We start from the raw sequence: 19,507 nt of genomic DNA, 5'->3' as shown, positions 1-19,507 counted from the left end.
GATAGTCGCCCAATACTACGGGCGACTCACTCCTTCAATTTTACTCAGTTCGATAAAGTCGCACTATTTCCCACATATTGTTCTAGTCGTTATGGTTTGTAGCAATTACGACAAAGAATCTGCCGTTCAAAGCCGCTAATACCGCTATTCTCCTATGGAATACGCTTTGCAATACAACAATTAATCATTGAGCCAAATAGTTGTTGTGAGGTGTAAGCATGAAGCGAAGCGACATAGCCGAGTTATTAGATGAACCTGCTTGCGAGCATAACACTGGAGAAAAATCTGGCTGTGCTAGACCAGTACCTGGGGCAACCGCAGGCGGTTGTAGTTTTGATGGCGCGCAGATTACCTTGTTACCGATTGCCGATGTTGCCCATATTGTTCATGGGCCTATAGCTTGTGCGGGCAATAGCTGGAACAACCGAGGCACTCGCGCATCGGGCCGCAATTTATTTCGCTTGGGATTTACTACCGATTTAAACGAGCAAGACGTGATTATGGGGCGGGCCGAAAAGCGTTTGTTACACGCGATAAAAACGGTCATAGAAAAACATTCCCCTCCAGCGGTTTTTGTATATGTCACTTGTGTACCCGCTCTTGAAGGAAACGATGTAGAGGCTATTTGTAAATTGGCTCAAAGCCGTTGGAATATTCCTGTTGTGGCGGTAGATGCTGCAGGCTTTTATGGCAGTAAAAACCTAGGTAACCGGATAGCTGGTGAAGTGATGGTTAAGCAGGTGGTGGGCACCATTGACCCGCCAGAGAAACCTTTTATGCGTCACGATCCAACAAGGCGGGTGAACGATATTGTGTTGATTGGTGAATACAATATTGCAGGTGAATTTTGGCATGTATCACCGCTATTGGAACGTTTGGGTTATCGAGTATTAAGTTGCATGTCGGGGGATACTCGTTTTCACGAGATACAAACCATGCACCAGGCCGATGTTGCTATGGTGGTGTGTTCCAGAGCGCAAATAAATGTCGCGCGAATGTTGAAAGAACGCTGGAACATTCCGTGGTTTGAAGGCAGTTTTTATGGCATTGAGGATACCTCTGCTTCGTTGCGTAGTTTCGCCAAGTTGTTGGATGACCCTCAAGTTAGCCGAGAAACCGAAGTGCTTATTGCTCAACAAGAAGCGTTGATCCGGCTACAACTACAACCTTACATAGAACGTCTAAAAGGCAAAAAGGCTTTGCTGTATACCGGTGGCGTTAAATCTTGGTCTATCGTTTCCGCCTTACAAGAGCTAGGAATTAGCGTTGTAGCTACCGGAACCAAGAAATCGACAGCAGAAGACAAAGCAAGAATTAAGCAAATCATGGGTGAGGATGCGCTGATGCTAGATGAAGGTGGCGCCCGAAATCTACTCAATGTAGCTCAACAACATAAGGCCGATTTAATGATTGCCGGCGGGCGTAACATGTATACCGCCTTAAAAGCGCGTCTGCCGTTTCTAGATATTAATCAAGAACGTGAACATGCTTACGCAGGTTATCAAGGCATGCTTACTTTTGCTAAAGAGCTTTGTCGTACCTTAGACAGTGCCATTTGGCCTTTAGTGACCAGCAATCCGCCGTGGACCAGCAGTGCGCCAGTAGGGGAGAAGTAACATGACAAATAAGGTATCAGTTAAACGCAGCGCATTGGTTGAGCAACCTTTAAAAACCAGTGCCGCCACTGGCGCTACATTAGCATGTATGGGTTTAGATAACTCAATTCCTTTAATGCACGGCTCGCAGGGCTGCGGGGCGTTCGCTAAAGTGTATTTGATTCAACATTACCGAGAACCCATTCCGCTACAAAACACTGCCATTGATCATATCGCTGCTGTTATGGGCGGTGACGACAACTTATCAAGTGCACTTAAATTACTGTGCGAAAAGCACCAAGCTGCACTTATCGTGGTGATGACAACAGGTTTAACCGAGATGCAGGGCTGCGATGTAGTTAGGGTTGTGCGAGAGTTTAAAACGCAACATCCTCAATTTTCTAACAAGCGGATTGTAAGCGTAAATACTCCAGATTTTACCGGGTCTATGCAAAGTGGGTTTGCCAGTACCATCGAAGCCTGCATGCAGCAGCTATTAGTTGAGAAGCAACTAAGTGTGCCAAAGCTCGATTCAAACATTCAGCAATTAAATGTTTTTGTATCCTGTGCCTTAACCAGTGCCGATTTGGAGTTAATAGCCCGCTATTGTGAAGCCTTTGGCTTTAACCCGGTGTTAGTACCGAATCTCAGCGATTCTTTAGACGGGCACTTAGCCGATGATGACTTTTCGGTCACTTCCACAGGTGGCACTGGTTTAAGTCAGCTAGCTAGTTGTATTCACAGTAAAGCAAGTTTGGTGTTTGGTGAGTCGATGCTGCCAGCTGCAAGTGTGCTAGAAAAGCATTACCAGGTACCAAGTTTATTCATGGGAACAGGAATGGGCATGCAGCAGACCGACCAATTGGTAATGAAACTTGCTGAGCTGTCTAACAAACCCGTTCCACAATGGATTACTCGGCAGCGTAAACGGCTGCAAGATGCCTTACTCGATAGCCACTTTTTGTTAAGTGACGCTAAAGTGGCCATCGCACTTGAGCCAGACCTTGCTGCAGGTTATTGCGAGGTGTTCTCTGAGGTAGGAGCAAGTGTTGAGCGAGTGGTTACCACGCTTAATGTGACAAGTTTACCGCAGCTAAAAACGAACAGTGTGGTGGTAGGGGATTTGTCGGATCTGGAACTGTGTGTTGATGAGTGTGAGCTGATTGTAGGTAATACCCACTGCGCCAACATGTGCGAACCGCTTACGCCTGTTTTACGCGCGGGATTTCCTTGTCACGACCGGTTTGGTAACAGTGATATTTTGCAAGTGGGCTATGAAGGTGCGCGGCAACGCTTGTTTGCAATGGCTAATTTACTTAAAGCAAGCCATCAAGATGAAGTACCAGCCCATAAAAGTAGCTATCGCTTTGAACCATCTAGCTGCACTCAGCCAGCCTTAAGCAGCTAGGGGTTAACTATGAATGCGATGCAAAGACAGCTAAGAGTGATTGAAGATGGCCAGCAGCGTGAACATGTTTTTAAAGTAGCGTTTGCCAGCGAAAGTAAACATTGTGTCGATCAGCATTTTGGCAGTGCCCATACCTTTTTGGTGTATGGCTTTGGCGAACACCACATTCAACTGTTAGAGGCTCTACAGTTTGACCAAGCAAAACCAGGTCACGACAAAGGTCGTTTAAAACAACGAATCGATGCCTTAGCTGGCTGCGCGGCTGTTTTTAGCAATGCTTGTGGCCATAGCGCAAATGAGTTGCTTAAACAGCAAGGGATTTGCAGTTTAATGGTTGATAGCGACACCGAGCTAAGCGTGTTGTTAGGCGACATTCACTTGCAGTTTGTACATCAACCCCTCCCTTGGATGTACTCCCAAAACCTCGACCCACAACAACAAGAGCAACGTCTCAACGAATTATTAGACGAGCCCTGGTAGGGCAAGATTAACTTTCAAAATAAGGAAAAAATAATGAGTCATAAAACATACATGGGCTTAACGCGCGATGGAACGCCCTGGGAGCCACAATTTGTAACAGCGCTAGATCAAGGTGCTTGTATAGGTTGTGGGCGTTGCTACAAAGTATGTCCTCGCGACGTATTTGATCTAGTTGAGCGTGAAATTGACGAAGACGATGAAGCGTTTGACGATTATGAAGACGACGTAGTAATGGTGATGGAATTAGCCAACGCTGGCGATTGTATCGGCTGCTCAGCTTGCTCTACCGTTTGCGCCAAAAATTGTCATACCCATACGCCTGCCAGTGCGTTGGTGTAAAGAGGTAGTTGCTATGGCGCAGATAAGCATGCAGGTAATTAGTGTCGACAAAGACAAGGTTGTGTTGCAAGGGCAGCGCGCCAGTGCATGTACTTCGTGCGCCAGTAAGAGTAGTTGCTTAACCGTTAATCCAGAGTCACCAAACCTACTTAATGCAGAATTCTCAGCAACTCAAGGTTTAGAACTTGGTCAAAACATTACCCTTAATTGCCAAGATAGCTTTCTACTCAAAGCTATCTTGGCAGCCTTAATGCCTGCATTGTTTGGTTTAATTAGCTTTGCGCTGATCACTAATCAATTACTGTTTTTTCTTGAACCATCTTTACTTGATATTGCCTGTGCCGGTTTTGCTTGTTTGGGTTTTGTATTGGGTTTGCTGGTAAGTCGACGCTTATCGCGTGGTTTAGCCTCTGAGCTACGCAACAAACTATCGCTTAAACCCACACCGTAATACTGCCAGGCCGTTTATTGTTTGCGCATGCTTGTCGCTGCTAGGTCTTTGCTGTTAATCAGCAACTATGAAAAATTATTTTTTAGATAATTACTAATGTAATACTTAAAAACTTCCTCTTTATTCACGCCAAATTAGGCCTAAATATTTTTGAAAATGTTTACTTAAATGATCTACTCCTCACTTTATAAATGGCTTTATTAAGTACTATTTATGGCTTAACAATTATTGTGATTTTGTATTTTAATTGATTGTTTTTATTGGCTAATTTTTTATTTCTATTTGTTTTGTTTCTAGGCTACTGTTCGGTTTTTGAACTAAATGTGATTAGCCAAAACATAATGGAATATATGATGATTCGTAAAAATAATCTTTCGCTAGGCATTGCCTTGGCGTTTGCTTTTTCGGCGAGCAATGCTGTGCATGCCGTTACAGTAAGTAATGCAGATTTTCGCAATGTTGAGATTCGACATAGCGGAATGTGTATTGATTTGACCGGGGGAAACACTGCTAATTTTTCTGGTTTTAGCCAATGGACTTGCGGCGAAAACAACAGCAACCAACGGCTTGAGTTTGTTGAGCAAGGCGAGGGTTTTTACAGTATTAAAACCAAAACAAGCCAAAAGTGTTTAGAGGTTGCGGATAGTAACTCTGCAAACGGCGCGCGTATTCAGCAACTCACTTGTGCAGATGCTAGTGTTAATCAGCAATGGTCACTGCAAGATATGAATAATGGCTGGTTTAAACTTAAAAACCGTGCCACCGGAAAATGCCTCGACGTAGCGGGTGCATATACTGAAAAAGGCTCAGAGTTCCACCAATGGGCCTGCTTAGCCGACCATCCTAACCAAGAGTTTCGTTTTATCTTTGACGAAAATGTTGCTAGCGATCCTAGTGGCACCATTACAGTTCAAGCCGCAGGCTTTGTAAGTCAAGGAGGCAGTTTTGATGATAATCAGCAAAGCCCAGTAAGCATCTACAACGTAGCGGGGCAGTCGGCGATTAATTATATTAATAGCGGCGACTTTGTAGACTACAACGTAGAGATTGACCGCGCAGGAAAGTACCAGGTTACTTTTAATGTGGGAACAGCGATTACGTCAAACGTACAGATTGAGCTTTTAGTATTAGAAAATGGCAGCTGGGTGTCTTACGCTCAAGCGTCGGTTCCTGCTTATGGCTGGGACAATTTTACTGAACTTAGCCCAGCTAACGAAGTGTCTTTAGCGGCCGGCACGCAAAAGTTACGTATTCACGCGCTGGGTAGCAATGACTGGCAGTGGAACTTAGCGTCGTTTAAATTGGAATGGCAAGGTGAGCCTACAGACCCGGTTGATCCACCTTTGCTAGATAGCGATGGCGATGGGGTACTCGACGTAAATGATTTATGCCCTAACACTCCAGCCAACCAGCCTGTAAATCAAGATGGCTGTGCGCAATCGCAACTTGATGATGACAATGACGGTGTCAGCAATGATGTCGATCAATGCCCTAACACACCTCCTGGCGTTACCGTTGATAACACCGGATGTGAGCCAAACTCTCCTGGAGTAATAGATGTAAATACCGCTGATGCTAACTTGCCAAGCTTTGTATCGTTTAACAACACAACGCCTTTAGGTAAGCGCTGGGAAAAAGTAGAAAGTTTGTCCGACGAGTTTGAGTTTTGGAATGGCGCCAAATGGATAAAAACCAACTGGAACTATGGCAATACCCCAGTAAACATGTTGAACAAAAACTCGGGTGTGTCGGATGGCAATCTTTGGATACAAGCAACCTTAAATGCTGATAGCCCTAATCAGTGGTTCGAAACTTCACGGGTACGTTCAGTTGCCAAAATTAAGTTTCCTATGTACACAGAGAGCCGCATTAAGGTGGCCAATATCTCTGCCTACAGTACTTTTTGGTTAAACAATGGCGATATAAATAATCGAGACGAAATCGATATTATTGAAATTAACCCGGTTCCTACCTGTAATTGTCAGCCAGATTTCCCGTGGAAGATGAACTCTCAGTACTTTATTGCTAAGAATGGTTCAACCGAAAGAAATCATGGCAACTCGGACAACCGTACAGATTTGTCAGATGAAAACACCTTGCAAGGTGTGTTATGGACAGATGATTACCATGTATTTGGTGCATGGTGGAAAGATGAACACACTGTACAGTTTTATCTAAACGGTGAACCGGTTAATAAAGTCACTACACAACAGCCGTTTACACTAGAGCAGTTTGTTATTTGGGACTTATGGAGCCAAGACTCAAGTTGGGTAGGTGGTTTGCCGCAAAAAACAGACTTGCTTAACGATAACAACAATACCATGAAGGTTGATTGGATCCGCACTTGGAAACTCGTTGACGAATAAACTATAGGTGTAATTATTACGCGTTAATAAAAAGAGCTTATCGGCAACGGTAAGCTCTTTTTCTTTCTAATTAGCATTAAGCAAAGCGAATCCAGAGTTGTTTGTATCCTGAAACCGGATCGCTAGTTTACAAATTGTCGTTTAACCCAACAATGTGATGTCGCATATCTTACAAGGCTACCTAAATGTGATGTAACTCACACTGGTTTTGGCTGTTAAAAAAGTAAATAAGCTAACAAATACAGTGCTTTATATAAATTTTCTTATCCGGTACTTCACTTGCAATAGTTTAGTTGGGAGATAACCCGTTGTTGATGAGTTTGCTGCCAATGAGCAAGAAACGCTGTGTTCTAGGTTCCCAATGGCTTATCAACACTCAGTTTTAGGCAGCATGTGACTTTAGCAACGGGTTATCGCCACTACCAATTTATAAAACATTGTGGGGTAGCGTATGTGGAATTATTCAGAAAAAGTTAAACAGCATTTCTTCACACCTAAAAATGCTAAAGCTGTCGACCATGCAAACGCTATTGGCGATGTGGGTTCAATCTCCTGCGGTGACGCTTTACGCTTAAGCCTTAAAGTGAATCCCGATAGTGACGTGATAGAAGATGCCGGTTTTCAAACCTTTGGTTGTGGTAGCGCTATTGCTTCTTCGTCTGCTTTAACTGAAATGATCATCGGCCGAACCATCGACCAAGCAATGAGCATTTCTAATCAAGACATTGCCGATTACCTAGATGGTTTGCCGCCAGAAAAAATGCATTGTTCAGTAATGGGAATGGAAGCCTTGCATGCTGCAGTTGCTCAATATCGCGGCGAAGAAGTAGCGGAAGAACACGAAGAAGGTGAATTGATTTGTAAGTGTTTTGCCATCGACGATGCGCTTATCAAGCGGGTGGTTGCGCAAAACAAACTAGAGACCTTAGACGAGGTTATCAACTACACCAAGGCAGGCGGGGCCTGTGCAGCCTGCCACGAAAAAATTGAGTGGGTATTAGAAGAATGCCTAGGTGCGCCCTTGGCGGAGCCTGAAGTAGCAAAAGCAAGCCCAGTGGCTGCTACCAGCATTGTGGCGCGAATACGAATTATTGAACAAGCACTTGAGCAAGTTCGCCCGCAGCTGCAAGCCGATGGCGGTGATGTTCAGCTATCTGATGTAGATGATGACATGGTGTTTGTATCGTTAACTGGTGCCTGTTCTGGCTGCGGTTTGTCTGCGGGAACACTTGCGATGATCGAGCAAAAGATCAGCCAAGCCCTTGGCGAAACCATCACCGTTTATCCCGTTGGCGCAGCTAGCTTAGCGTAAGGAGCACTAGCATGAGTAACTTAACCTCTTTAAACACCGAAACCGAGCTAGCGTATTTAGATAACAACGCCACCACGCAAGTGGACCAAGCAGTGTTACAAGAAATGCTACCTTTTCTTAGCGAGTTTTATGGCAACCCTTCTTCTATACATCGCTTCGGCAGCCAAGTCGGTCAAGCGATTGAACAGGCTAGGGAGCAGGTTCAAAAGCTTATTGGCGCAAGCCATTCTAGTGAGGTGATCTTTACCTCTTGTGCAACAGAGGCCAGCGCAACCGCCATTCTTTCAGCGGTTGAGGCTTACCCAAAGCGCAAAGAAATTGTTACGTCAGTTATCGAGCATCCCGCTACCTTACAGTTGTGTCAAATGCTTGAGCGCAAAGGCTACACCATTCATTGGATAGGCGTGGATCAGCGTGGCCGTTTAGATATGGAAGCCTACAAAGCCGCGCTAAGTGAAAACGTAGCCGTTGCAAGCTTTATGTGGGCAAACAATGAAACTGGCAGTTTGTTTCCTATTCGAGGTATGGCGGAGTTAGCTAAGCAACACGGTATCGTTTTTCATACCGATGCAGTACAAGTGGCTGGCAAGCTGCCAATTCAAGTTGCCGATAGTGGCATTGATTTGTTGTCTATTTCTGGTCACAAGTTTCACGCACCTAAAGGCATTGGAGCTATGTATTTACGCCGCGGCGCTAAGTTTAGACCGCTATTGCGTGGAGGCCACCAAGAACGAGGGCGTCGAGCGGGCACTGAGAATAGCAGCGGAATAGTAGGTTTAGGCAAAGCCGCCGAACTAGCAATGCAATCTATCGAGCAAGACTCCGCGCGTATAAAGCTGATGCGTGACCGCCTAGAAATGGGCTTGTTAGCGCGAGTTCCTAATTGCTTTGTTACTGGCGACCCAAAACATCGCGTACCCAATACCAGCAACATTGCTTTTGAATTTGTAGAGGGTGAGTCGATATTGTTGATGTTAGATCAACACGGTATCGCCGCATCCTCCGGTTCGGCGTGTACTTCAGGTTCGTTAGAGCCATCTCACGTAATGCGGGCAATGGACATTCCTTATACCGCAGCACATGGCGCGATTCGCTTCTCTCTTTCTCGCTTTACTACCGAGGCCATGGTTGACCAAGTGCTTGCAGTACTGCCAGGGATTGTTGAAAAGCTTCGCATGTTATCGCCGTATTGGGATGTGACTACCAATCAGCCAGCGAGCGAAAGCTTTAGTCCGGTTTATGCCTAGGTGTTAACACAGAAGGACTCATTATGCTGATCATTAATGACACCACCTTACGTGATGGCGAGCAAACCGCTGGGGTGGCTTTTAATGGCGAAGAAAAACTCGCCATTGCCACCAGTTTGGAGCAAGCAGGGATAACTGAGCTCGAAGTTGGCGTGCCAGCAATGGGCGACTCTGAACGGGAAGTTATTAAAGCCCTTTGCGATGAACTAACGCATGCAAAAACCATGGGCTGGAGCCGTTTACACCAGCATGATATTTCGCTGGCAAGTGGCCTAGGTTTAGATTTGATCGACATATCTATTCCAGCGTCTAAACAGCAACGCGAATCTAAGCTGCAACTTTCTACTGCTCAGCTTTTTGCCCAATTGGAGCAGGGCATTAAACAGGCTTTAGCGCTTGGCTTGGATGTTTGTGTTGGCATGGAAGACGCGTCACGCGCCAGTTTAGAAGAGTTATATCTTATTGCCGAGAAAGCCCAAGGTTTTGGTGCACAGCGCTTACGTTTTGCCGACACTCTGGGTTTGTTAGACCCTTTTGCTACAGAAGTGTTTATTGGCAGCCTTAAGCAACGAAGCGACCTACAAATTGAAATGCATGCGCATAACGATTTAGGCATGGCAACAGCGAATACCTTAGCTGCAATTAAAGCCGGCGCCGATTCGGTGAATACCACGGTAATTGGTTTAGGAGAAAGGGCCGGTAATGCCGCGTTAGAAGAAGTGCTTATGGCGCTAAATGTTACCCAACTAGCCGGCAATAAGGCGATACCTGCAGTAGATTTAAAATCGCTAAACCCTATTTGTGAGTTAGTTGCCAAGGCTTCTGGCCGTAAGCTTGGGCTTAGTAAGAGCATAGTGGGCAAACAGGTATTTACTCATGAGTCTGGCATCCATGTCGATGGCTTGCTTAAAGATCCCAATAACTACCAAGCTTTTGCGCCTGAGATTATTGGCCGAAAACACAGTGTTGTATTAGGTAAACACTCTGGTGTGGCTGCCATTAAATCGGTTTATCAAGATTTAGGCATTGCGCTCAATTTTGCCCAGTGTCAGGCATTACGTTCGGTATTAAGCACATGGGCAGAAGTTAACAAACGTAGCCCTAATGCCAAAGAGCTATTGAACTTTTATCGGCAGAGCATTAATCAGCACTTAGACGCCGTGTGTATTTAAGCGTTAAGGCTAAGGAGAGCGTAGATGCTAGAGAATCAAGCGCAGAGTCAAGTTGCCGATCTTGCAGGCATTAACGAGCTTGCCAGTGCCGAAGACTTTCTCAATTACTTTGGCGTTAACTATCAAGCAGGTTTAGTTCGGGTAAAGCGGGTGTTGTTTATGCGCCTACTCAAGCAAGTATTAGCGAAACAGGCTTCAAGCAGTTATAGCGAGTACCAAGCTGCTGTGAGCAAAGCCTATTGTTTATTGGAAAAAGGCGTTGTGTTGGCACATCAAGTGCCTAGTTGCGACGCTTGTGAAGGCTGTTAATAAAGAGGTATAGCAGATGAACTCAGCAAAATTTGGATATGGCTGCAAAGTAAGAGTGGTTGAAAATATTCGTAACGACGGTAGTTTCCCTGGCTGTAAAAAAGGCGCTTTGTTAGTGCGCCGCGGCGCTACTGGCTATGTACGCCAATCGGGATATTACTTACAAGAGCAAATTGTTTATCAAGTGCAGTTTATTAATCGTGGCTTAACCATTGGTTGCAAAGAACATGAGCTAATAGATGCCGAGTTAGTTTGGCAACCTAATCAGTTTGAGTATGGCGACAAAGCAGCGTTAACACTTAGCTTGTCTCAACAGGGCGAAGTTGTTGCCAAAAAAGGTAGCGTGGTAGATGTGTTAGCAGTACGCCGTAAACCAAAAACTGACCCTTGTTACCGGATTCAATACGGTGAGCTAGATGTAGAAGTACCCGAGCGAGCACTAGCAGCTTTAACAGAAGAGGAACCAGCCTATGTTGGATAGCAGCCACGCTTATATAACGATGAAAACCAGCATTGCTTTGTTTGATCTAAATACTGATCAACTTAGTGAAGAGCAGCAAGTAGAGTTAAACCGGGTAGTGAGCAAAACCATTGGCATTCAACAAAAGGTGCTTGCGGCTAAAGAGGCAGAAAAAGTGTATGTTGATGAGCCTCAACTAGATAAAGCCATTGCTTTAATTAAGCAAAATTTTGAATCTGAGGCAGCTTTTGAGCAAGCGCTGCTAGCCAATCAGCTTTCTGAACCAGGTTTGCGCGAGGCGCTACGTAGCGAGCTTAGCAGTGAAGCGGTGCTAGCTTACGTAAGCAAAGATATTCCCGAGGTTACCGAGCAGCAGGCCTTAGCTTTTTATCAGCGCCATCCCGACAAGTTTTTACAAGTGGAGCGCCGGGCAGCACACCACATTTTGCTTACCATTAATGAACAGTTTGAAGAGAATAAGCCAAAGCAGGCTAGAGCCCGTATTCAAAGCTTGGCCAATAAAGTCACTAGCGACAACTTTGAGAAACTGGCAGAGCGCCACTCCGAATGCCCAACAGCAGTGAACGGCGGTTACTTAGGGCTAGTATCTAGGCAACAATTGCTACCGGAACTAGATGAGGTGTTGTTTAACATGCCAAGCGAGAGCTTTAGTCAACCAATCTACACTGGCATGGGCTACCACTTACTATGGTGTAAACAGCATTACCCAGAGCATCGGGTGAGTTTTGATGATGCAAAAGCCAAAATTAAGCAGTCTTTGTATGAGCATGCGCAAAAACAGCAACAGAGAGTTTGGTTAAGCCGCGCTTGTAAAGGTGAAAATTTAAACTAATCCTGTGTAGACAAGATGCTTACGTAGTTATTAATCAAAATAATATTAAAATTTAGGCATTTGCTCAGCAATAGTTAATCATGCTAATTGTGCAGTCGCGTAATTGGCTAATGTGTTGTTTAACTTGGTCTACTCGTTAAGAGGTAGTATAAGTCTCCCGTTCACACATTTTTTGTCTACTTATTGGTCACCTAATGCTTACATAATTCACTAAAACTGAAATCTAAACTTAACTCAAATGTAACATGTGCCATTTAGCTTAATCCGCACAACAAAAGAGAGTACTCAACTAGGATATAAGAAAATGAGCAAGGAAATATTTAACCCAACTCGCTTCAATAAAAGTAACAACCCAACCTTTGATGAAGTATTAGATGTTCGCATGTCTCGTCGTAAAATTCTTAAAGGTGGTCTTGGCCTAAGCGCTATGGCTACCTTTGGCGCTTTTGGTTTAGCTGGCTGTAATTCTTCTAGCTCTACTACTGGCGGCGGTGCTGCCGCCCCAAGTGCTAGCTTAAACTTTAACTCTATTGCTGGTTCAAAAATTGACGCAGTAAGTGTTCCAGAAGGTTACACCGCTCAAGTACTTGCGCCATGGGGCCAGCCAATCAATGCTATGGCAGAAGCCTGGAAAGATGACGGCACTAACGACGCAGTTGATCAAAACAACTCTATGGGAATGCATCACGATGGCTTACATTTCTTCCCATTAAATGACGCTGGTACCGATGGCTTACTAGCAGTAAACCATGAGTACATCGACCAAAATGCATTGCATCAAAATGGCAGCGACAGAGATGACGCGGGTATTCGCAGCAGCGTTGACCAAGTGCGTAAAGAAATTGCCGCTCACGGTGTAAGTGTTATTCGTATTCAGTTGCAGGAAGACGGTCAGTGGATGATGGTAGAAAGCGATCCATTAAACCGCCGTTACACTGGTGCAACGGTTATGGACATTTCAGGTCCATTAGCTAACTCAAGCTTGTTAGTTACACCGTTCTCACCAGATGGCAGCCAAGCACGCGGTACCTTAAACAACTGTGGTAATGGTTACACGCCTTGGGGTACTTACTTAACTTGTGAAGAAAACTGGCCTGGTTACTTCATCAACTTAGGTACCACCACTGCAGAGCAAGACCGAATTGGTTTAGATACCTCTGGCACAGCGCGTTATGGTTGGGAAACCCTAGCCGGTCACGCCGATGAGCGTGTAGACGAGTTCTCTCGTTTTAATGTAACACCAAGTGGTGCAAGCGCCATGGACGACTACCGTAACGAAGCCAACGGCCACGGTTACATTGTAGAAATTGACCCTTACACAGCGAATTCGCGCGCAGTTAAACGCACCGCTTTAGGTCGTTTCCGCCACGAAGGTTGTACCTTTGGTACTCTTGAAGTTGGCAAGCCGATTGTGTTTTATTCTGGTCACGATTCGCGTTTTGAATACATGTACAAATTTGTATCTACTGCAGTTTGGGATGCAGCAGACGCAGAAGCTAGCGACCGTTTAGCCATGGGCGATAAGTACATGGACGAAGGCACCTTATACGTAGCTAAATTTGATGCCGACGGTGTTGGTCATTGGTTACCGTTAACCTTAGATGGCGCTACCACAGATGGCGGCACGCTGGGTGATCACTTTGATTCTTTAGCCGCTATTATTTTAAACACTGCCGGTGCAGCAGACTTGGTGGGTGCAACTCAAATGGACCGCCCTGAGTGGTGTGCGGTAGACCCAATTACTGGTTCTGTTTACTTAACCCTAACCAACAATACGCGCCGTGATGAAACCACTGGTACTAACCCCGCTAACCCACGCTTAAACAACAAGTTTGGTCACGTTATCCGCTGGGACGAAGGCGAAGCCGCTACCGACTTTACCTGGGACATCTTTGTATTTGGCTCTCCAGCCGACGGCGACGAAGCCACAAACTTATCTGGCCTAAGCGAGTTTAACCAGTTTGCTAGCCCAGATGGCTTAGCCTTTGATAATCGCGGTATTTTGTGGATTCAAACCGATAACGGCGCCGATGAAGTAACCAGCTACACTAACGATCAAATGCTTGCGGTTGTACCTTCAGCGATTAAAGATGCAGACGGTAACGCAGACACCATTAACAGCGAGAACCAAGGCGAATTACGTCGTTTCTTTGTTGGCCCTAATGGCTGTGAAGTTACCGGTTTTACCATTAGCCCAGATTACACCACCATGTTTGTGTCTATCCAGCATCCTGGTAACTGGCCTTACAGCAATAATGCAGCAGAAGAAACGCCAGTAGGCATGGATCTTCGTCCTCGCGCATCGGTTGTGGCTATTCGTAAAGCCGACGGTGGCGAGCTAGGTGTGTAATTAACTCTAGAAACATATAACAGGCCCAAACGGGCCTGTTTTATTAATAGTTTAAGGAAGAAAAAATGGCTGGAATTAGTGTGTGGCAACTGGCAATTATTGCCGTAATCGTTGCCTTGTTGTTTGGAACCAAACGCTTGAGAGGCTTGGGTGGGGATTTAGGCTCTACCATTAAAGGTTTTAAACAAGCGATGAGCGAAGATAATACGCAACAAAATGTGAGTAACCCAATAAGCGCTGAGCAGGGCGACAACAACAAGCAACTTGGTAGCTAAACATGTTTGATGTTGGCTCCTTAGAGATTTTGCTTATTGCTGTTTTGGGCCTCGTTATATTAGGCCCTCAACGCTTACCTAATGCCTTGCGCACTGGATTTACATGGTACAACAAAGCTAAAAACACCATGGCAGAGGTATCCACCAAAATTGAGAAAGAACTTGAGTTAGGCGAGGTAAAAGACACGCTTAACCAACAAGTTAAAGTACCTACCAAAATATCCTCTGCGCCTTTGATCAACAAAGGCACGAGCAAGTAAGTCCAGCTAAGCTTTTACTATATCCCACTAAGGCATTAAGCTAAGGCGCTGCCGTTTTCATCAAAGCAAAGCGGCTTTAAGTTTTTAGCCAATAACTGCTGTTAAGGATACCGAGTGGAAACTGAGGTTTTGTCTAGCTTAGCCATACATCTTACTATTATCTTGTGTGCTGTTGCCTTAGTCGTGTGGGGCAAGGTATTAAGAGATCGCAAAAGTTCTGCAGGTAATTCAGCATCTAGTAATGACACGTCTACCGGCACTACACTTATAGTGTGTGGTGGTTTGTTGGCAATAACGCAAGTCGCTAAACTAATTGAGCTGTTTGGCTAAACGCCAGTAAGCACATGCCGATAACCAAGACTTTACGATAATTTAGGAGCGCCAATGGCCATTACCGGAGAATGCTTTTGTGGTGCAATTAAATACCAAATAGAGGGCGAGTTACACGATGCTCGCTCTTGCCACTGTTCCCGTTGCCGCAAAGCTTTTAGTGCCCAAGCCTCTGTTTATGCCTTAGTTAAACCTGGCGAGTTTTCTTGGCTAAGAGGCGAAAACTTGCTTACTTCATACATTGGAGAACAGGGTTTTGGTTTACAGTTTTGTAGCAAATGTGGTTCTACCTTAGTAGGTGTATATCAAGAAGAAGTACATGGTGTAACCTTAGGCTGCACAAACGGCGACCCCAATATAAAACTAAGTCGCCACATATATGTGGATTCAAAAGCCAGTTGGGAACTGATACCAGACGGTGTACCAAAGTTCAAGGAACAAGCTCTTTAGTCTTAATCCCCAGTAGTTTTAGCTTTTTAACTGTCTGGTGCGTAAACCCCCAAAACTCACAACAACTGTTTTTATATACAGTTCTGTGGCGGCTCCTACTTTCTACAAGTGATTGCATACTTTCATGCTGATGTTTTTGTTATTTTTCGAGCTAGGTGGCTGATGTAGCTTAGGAAAGGTGATAACCTTTATTTTATAAAATGTATGATAAGAGGAAAATTTCCTAGTTTAAACAAGGAATATTTCATATTAATAAGTTGTTATATGCCAAAAGGGCACAAATGGAAGATTCGGACACTTGCATAAGAGAACTTCAGAAGCAGCTGAACTCAGCTGATTGTGCGCCTGCTCGTGGATACCGCAGGAATGTGACTGTTTACGCTTTGGTCTCTTATGTAAACAACATCACTGGTTGCTACATTTCTCAAAATTACCTACCAGTCGAATTGTTCATCAGCAGGGCGCGAACGCATATGGAAGACTTCCCTGCATCTGAGCAATGGAGTACGTATTACAAAATGGTTGAGGAGTACCTGCTTGTAATGGAAGAACGTCTTAAGGAAGTTGGCATATAACAAGTCAATTCATCAGGACAAAAAACTGTTGGTTTTGCTCCTGCGTCGCTAATTCTAACCAACTATTTTTTGCCTCTGATTGAGGCGTTAAGTTTCAAGGTGAATCATGTACGGCACACAAATTAAAGTGACGCACTTTTCAATAATTGTTGTGGTTTTACTTTTATGGTTTTATGCAGTTAGCGGGTTGATTGATGCGCCTGGCGTAGATGGTGGTCAGGAAACCGAGAATGCCTTTTCAATTGCAGATCTAGGCGTGCCCGGAGCGATGATTGTAACTTTCGTTTTAGCCCTGTTAATGGCAAATATTTTCAGTTACATCATAATAGCCAGGGTGCTAAAAACACCAAGAAACGAACTAGAGAAAGTCATAAAAGATCGAGCCGCAAATGATCCACATGAGAATATTAAAATTGCAAAAACATTCTATAAGTGGTGCCTAGACGTTGCGTATAAGACAAAAACTTAACAAGGGTGGCCAATTCGCGGCTATCGCCGCGGGACTCGCTTTAGCTCGCCCTTGCCACCGGCGTTAATAAACAATAGAGACATGCAAGTGGCATTGAGTATTTTAAGCAGTAAGAAGACTTGGCTCACTATAAGTAGTACCGCTTTGTTAGCTGCGAGTTTACTATTTTATTTTGCTAGCTTTGGCCCTATAACAGCTCAACAAGAAGCCGATAGCCAAGCCATCGAGGATTTCGAACAATGCCTTACAGCGAGATTATTTTCTGAGAATCTCAAAGCTTGTGATAGTTTCTATTTAGACTATTTGCCCCAAAAAACAGCCCCGGTATTTAAACAAAACATTGTTGATGTGGCGAAGCTAGATCAGAAACAGATAGTACGCACCTATAGGGATGTGAATCGGTTGTTGAAAGATCATGGTTTAGCACCATACCCAGAGCTTTACTTATTATCTCATGGCCAATTAGTTGAATATATTCAATAATATAGAACCACTGCTTGCCAGTTTTTACTCATTTACCGCCAGTTAAGTAGACTATTTACTTCTAGTTAGGTCTTAGGTTTACAATTTGAGAGGATAGGATGAATCTAACCATTAAGGGTTTTCTAGTTGCTATGTTTACGGCAGTGTTCTGGCTGAGTTTGGGGTGTTCTGCCATTGTAACTCCTCCAACAGGCGCACCAAGCAATTTGGTGCTAAACAGTGTCTATATTTCGCCCAATGATCAAGTTAGCTCAGAATTTGGAACATGGAAGCTTAAAGGCTTAACAGTAGCCGATTTATGGGAGCCTTTACGAGAATACAACAACAGAAACTTGGGTTACCAAGAAGATGCATCCATGTGGGTTTACTCGAACACGCCTTATATTGTGAACGCGAAAGGCTTAGCCGTTCATCAAGTTTTATGGCAACGCGATAGCGCTAAGCTTGAGTGGTTATATCCAAGTAATCAAAACGCTGAGTCTCCTTGGCGTGCTAGTCAAATACCAGAATCTATAAAAACTAAAATGCTACGAGACCCAAAAATCTCGAAGTTCGCTGAGTTTGATGACACCACGCCTGATTATCTATGGCATAGCGCCGCGATTAGTTATATATCGGGATTGATTGAACCGCCTAAACTCAACATGCTGTTTAAAAACCAAGGGCAAGACTTAGTAACTGTTTACGGCTTTAGAGCCAAAAACTTATATTCGACAGGCGGCGAGGCAAGCGATGGAGGATCACCATTAAATGCTGCCAACAACCAGCAAACGATAAATTTAAATCACTTAAATCCAGTCTCTGAGCTAGTTTTTGATTCGCCGGTTTTAATCGAGCCAAGTTCCACAGCTACGCTACAAGTTCAACCGATAGTGAGTGATGCCACCCAAGGCGACGGTGAGGGCGAGCTTACTTACAATCTATATGTACTCTATGCCAATGGTGAAGAAACCGTAGAGCAATTTGTCGGGACCTTTGTTCAAAGTGATGCAATAAGCCAAATGCCACTTTGGTAGCTTGCAAGCTGCTTCGAATTTAGAAGCCGGGAATAATGCCTGCGCTTGTTATTTCGAACAACACAAGATTAGGCAAACTCTCGGCGTCTGGTTTCGCTGGGCGTTTCGCAAAACAGTCTTTTGTAATCCCTGCAAAATTGTCCTAAATGAAAAAAGCCATAATCTAATGCCACTTCGGCAATGGTTTGTTGATGCTGGCAATGCAGTAATGCTCGCCTAACTTGGTTTAGCCGAATTATCTGAATGTATTGTTTTGGTGTCATATCGCAGCACTGGCTAAAGGTATATTGCAGGGTACGGCGACTAACATGCACCGCAGCACATAACTCGCTAATGGTAATAGGGTTTTTAAGACGAGATTCTGTAAGGTAGGTTTTAACCCGTTGCATAATGCGTTGGCGTTGATGTAACGCAGGGGCGCTAACTAAAGCGGGTTTTTGTGCTTGGCTAAGTAGGTTAAGCGCTGCGTCTTCTAAAATAAGCGCTTGGGTGTTGCTGCTCCAACGACTGCCTTCTGTTTGTAGCAGTTGTGATAGGTATTGCTGAAAGGTTTGTAAGGTATTGGCGGGGATATTATCTAGCCATAGGCTATCAAAACTTAGGCCAATATTAGGGTCATCTTGTTGTTCTTCTAATTGGCTAAATAAACTTTTGTGCAATACCAAACCATAAATAGAAAAGTGTTCGGGCGTGAGCAATTCAAAGTCTAGGCTACCTGGTCGGCATAAAAACTGACTATGGCGGGTGGTTTGGTTGTTAATTCGACAAGTTTTTTGATTGCTACTAAAACCTATCCATAATCCTCCTTCTTCAACACGGCATTGCTGTCTTAGCTCTTGGTTTGTGTCTTCGCGAAATACATGAATATTCGGGAAGTTAATTTCATTTATTTGACCAACAAAGCGACCTTTGCTTAGTTGATCAAACTCTTGCTGCCAGTTAACTAAGTTTGCCGCTTGATGATTTGCATCATTAGAGTGAATTGTGCACAACAATGAGTCACCGTTTGTTTGCGTATTTGTCACCATATTTATCTTCCTCGATTCAAGCTCTGAACCAATTTAGGGCGATATGCCTATTATCTTATTGTTTTATATACATTTTTAATGTTGCCAATAATTGATAGTTAATCGGAATAGCTATTGCTGAACCTTACTTATAGCTGTTGATGCAAGAAGCAGCAAAAACTGGTCCAGTTAAATTGTTAAGAATATATTGCCTTATTTGTTAATAAATATGGGCAACAATATGGCTTCTTAATCTTTGACTAGCAGGGAATCATAAGGCCAATTCTTGCAAATGTTCTT

At 44.2% G+C, this 19,507-nt stretch carries 21 protein-coding genes; 20 read left to right on the top strand and 1 reads right to left on the bottom strand.

The window, feature by feature from the left end; translation table 11 throughout:
* Window positions 1-218: 218 nt before the first annotated feature.
* From nifE to K5620_RS11095, 20 genes are all read left to right on the top strand, one after another.
* Complete coding sequence (gene nifE, locus K5620_RS11190) at window positions 219-1,616, top strand: nitrogenase iron-molybdenum cofactor biosynthesis protein NifE (protein ID WP_016401560.1); 1,398 nt, start codon at window positions 219-221, stop codon at window positions 1,614-1,616.
* Window position 1,617: 1 nt separating this feature from the next.
* Entirely contained in the window at window positions 1,618-3,003 is a 1,386-nt protein-coding gene (gene nifN / locus K5620_RS11185) for a nitrogenase iron-molybdenum cofactor biosynthesis protein NifN (RefSeq protein ID WP_016401559.1), read from the top strand.
* Window positions 3,004-3,012: 9 nt separating this feature from the next.
* Window positions 3,013-3,483, top strand: a complete 471-nt coding sequence (locus K5620_RS11180; RefSeq protein WP_016401558.1) for a NifB/NifX family molybdenum-iron cluster-binding protein — start codon at window positions 3,013-3,015, stop codon at window positions 3,481-3,483.
* Between the two features lie 33 nt (window positions 3,484-3,516).
* Window positions 3,517-3,822: a ferredoxin III, nif-specific gene (gene fdxB / locus K5620_RS11175; RefSeq protein ID WP_016401557.1), complete on the top strand. Its 306-nt coding sequence runs from the start codon at window positions 3,517-3,519 to the stop codon at window positions 3,820-3,822.
* A 13-nt stretch (window positions 3,823-3,835) separates the two neighbouring features.
* Window positions 3,836-4,273, top strand: coding sequence for a SoxR reducing system RseC family protein (locus tag K5620_RS11170; RefSeq protein ID WP_016401556.1), 438 nt, complete (start codon window positions 3,836-3,838; stop codon window positions 4,271-4,273).
* A gap of 350 nt (window positions 4,274-4,623) precedes the next feature.
* Entirely contained in the window at window positions 4,624-6,639 is a 2,016-nt protein-coding gene (locus K5620_RS21815; protein WP_215426384.1) for an RICIN domain-containing protein, read from the top strand.
* Between the two features lie 451 nt (window positions 6,640-7,090).
* Window positions 7,091-7,951 carry a Fe-S cluster assembly protein NifU gene (gene nifU / locus K5620_RS11160; RefSeq protein ID WP_016401554.1) on the top strand — a complete coding sequence of 287 codons (861 nt, stop codon included), beginning with the start codon at window positions 7,091-7,093 and terminating at the stop codon, window positions 7,949-7,951.
* An 11-nt stretch (window positions 7,952-7,962) separates the two neighbouring features.
* A complete protein-coding gene (nifS, locus tag K5620_RS11155; protein ID WP_016401553.1) occupies window positions 7,963-9,198 on the top strand; it encodes a cysteine desulfurase NifS in 1,236 nt (411 codons plus the stop codon).
* 23 nt (window positions 9,199-9,221) lie between these two features.
* Entirely contained in the window at window positions 9,222-10,370 is a 1,149-nt protein-coding gene (nifV, locus tag K5620_RS11150; RefSeq protein ID WP_016401552.1) for a homocitrate synthase, read from the top strand.
* Window positions 10,371-10,394: 24 nt separating this feature from the next.
* The gene (locus K5620_RS11145; RefSeq protein WP_016401551.1) at window positions 10,395-10,679 is read left to right on the top strand and encodes a nitrogenase-stabilizing/protective protein NifW; all 285 of its coding nucleotides are present in this window, start codon (window positions 10,395-10,397) and stop codon (window positions 10,677-10,679) included.
* 16 nt (window positions 10,680-10,695) lie between these two features.
* Window positions 10,696-11,160, top strand: coding sequence for a nitrogen fixation protein NifZ (locus K5620_RS11140; protein WP_016401550.1), 465 nt, complete (start codon window positions 10,696-10,698; stop codon window positions 11,158-11,160).
* Entirely contained in the window at window positions 11,150-11,992 is an 843-nt protein-coding gene (nifM, locus tag K5620_RS11135) for a nitrogen fixation protein NifM (protein WP_016401549.1), read from the top strand. The genes K5620_RS11140 and nifM overlap by 11 nt, the downstream gene beginning before the upstream one ends.
* Before the next feature lie 304 nt (window positions 11,993-12,296).
* Complete coding sequence (locus tag K5620_RS11130) at window positions 12,297-14,342, top strand: PhoX family protein (RefSeq protein ID WP_016401548.1); 2,046 nt, start codon at window positions 12,297-12,299, stop codon at window positions 14,340-14,342.
* 65 nt (window positions 14,343-14,407) lie between these two features.
* Window positions 14,408-14,617 (top strand): twin-arginine translocase TatA/TatE family subunit, encoded by a 210-nt coding sequence (tatA, locus tag K5620_RS11125; RefSeq protein WP_016401547.1) that lies wholly within the window; start codon window positions 14,408-14,410, stop codon window positions 14,615-14,617.
* 2 nt (window positions 14,618-14,619) lie between these two features.
* Window positions 14,620-14,877, top strand: coding sequence for a Sec-independent protein translocase protein TatB (gene tatB / locus K5620_RS11120; protein ID WP_016401546.1), 258 nt, complete (start codon window positions 14,620-14,622; stop codon window positions 14,875-14,877).
* A 114-nt stretch (window positions 14,878-14,991) separates the two neighbouring features.
* On the top strand, window positions 14,992-15,207 hold the full coding sequence (locus K5620_RS11115; protein WP_016401545.1) for a hypothetical protein: 216 nt from the start codon (window positions 14,992-14,994) through the stop codon (window positions 15,205-15,207).
* A gap of 54 nt (window positions 15,208-15,261) precedes the next feature.
* Window positions 15,262-15,657 carry a GFA family protein gene (locus K5620_RS11110; RefSeq protein WP_016401544.1) on the top strand — a complete coding sequence of 132 codons (396 nt, stop codon included), beginning with the start codon at window positions 15,262-15,264 and terminating at the stop codon, window positions 15,655-15,657.
* A gap of 681 nt (window positions 15,658-16,338) precedes the next feature.
* Window positions 16,339-16,701 carry a hypothetical protein gene (locus K5620_RS11105; RefSeq protein WP_040307089.1) on the top strand — a complete coding sequence of 121 codons (363 nt, stop codon included), beginning with the start codon at window positions 16,339-16,341 and terminating at the stop codon, window positions 16,699-16,701.
* A gap of 87 nt (window positions 16,702-16,788) precedes the next feature.
* On the top strand, window positions 16,789-17,184 hold the full coding sequence (locus K5620_RS11100) for a hypothetical protein (protein WP_221077360.1): 396 nt from the start codon (window positions 16,789-16,791) through the stop codon (window positions 17,182-17,184).
* A gap of 98 nt (window positions 17,185-17,282) precedes the next feature.
* Entirely contained in the window at window positions 17,283-18,200 is a 918-nt protein-coding gene (locus K5620_RS11095) for a hypothetical protein (protein ID WP_016401542.1), read from the top strand.
* Window positions 18,201-18,268: 68 nt separating this feature from the next.
* Here the strand turns inward: K5620_RS11095 and K5620_RS11090 are convergent, their stop codons facing one another.
* On the bottom strand, window positions 18,269-19,228 hold the full coding sequence (locus tag K5620_RS11090) for a helix-turn-helix domain-containing protein (RefSeq protein ID WP_016401541.1): 960 nt from the start codon (window positions 19,226-19,228) through the stop codon (window positions 18,269-18,271).
* Window positions 19,229-19,507 lie beyond the last annotated feature (279 nt).

This window comes from Agarivorans albus, assembly GCF_019670105.1.
Lineage (GTDB): Bacteria > Pseudomonadota > Gammaproteobacteria > Enterobacterales > Celerinatantimonadaceae > Agarivorans > Agarivorans albus.
This window is presented reverse-complemented; position numbering and strand designations above follow the sequence as displayed.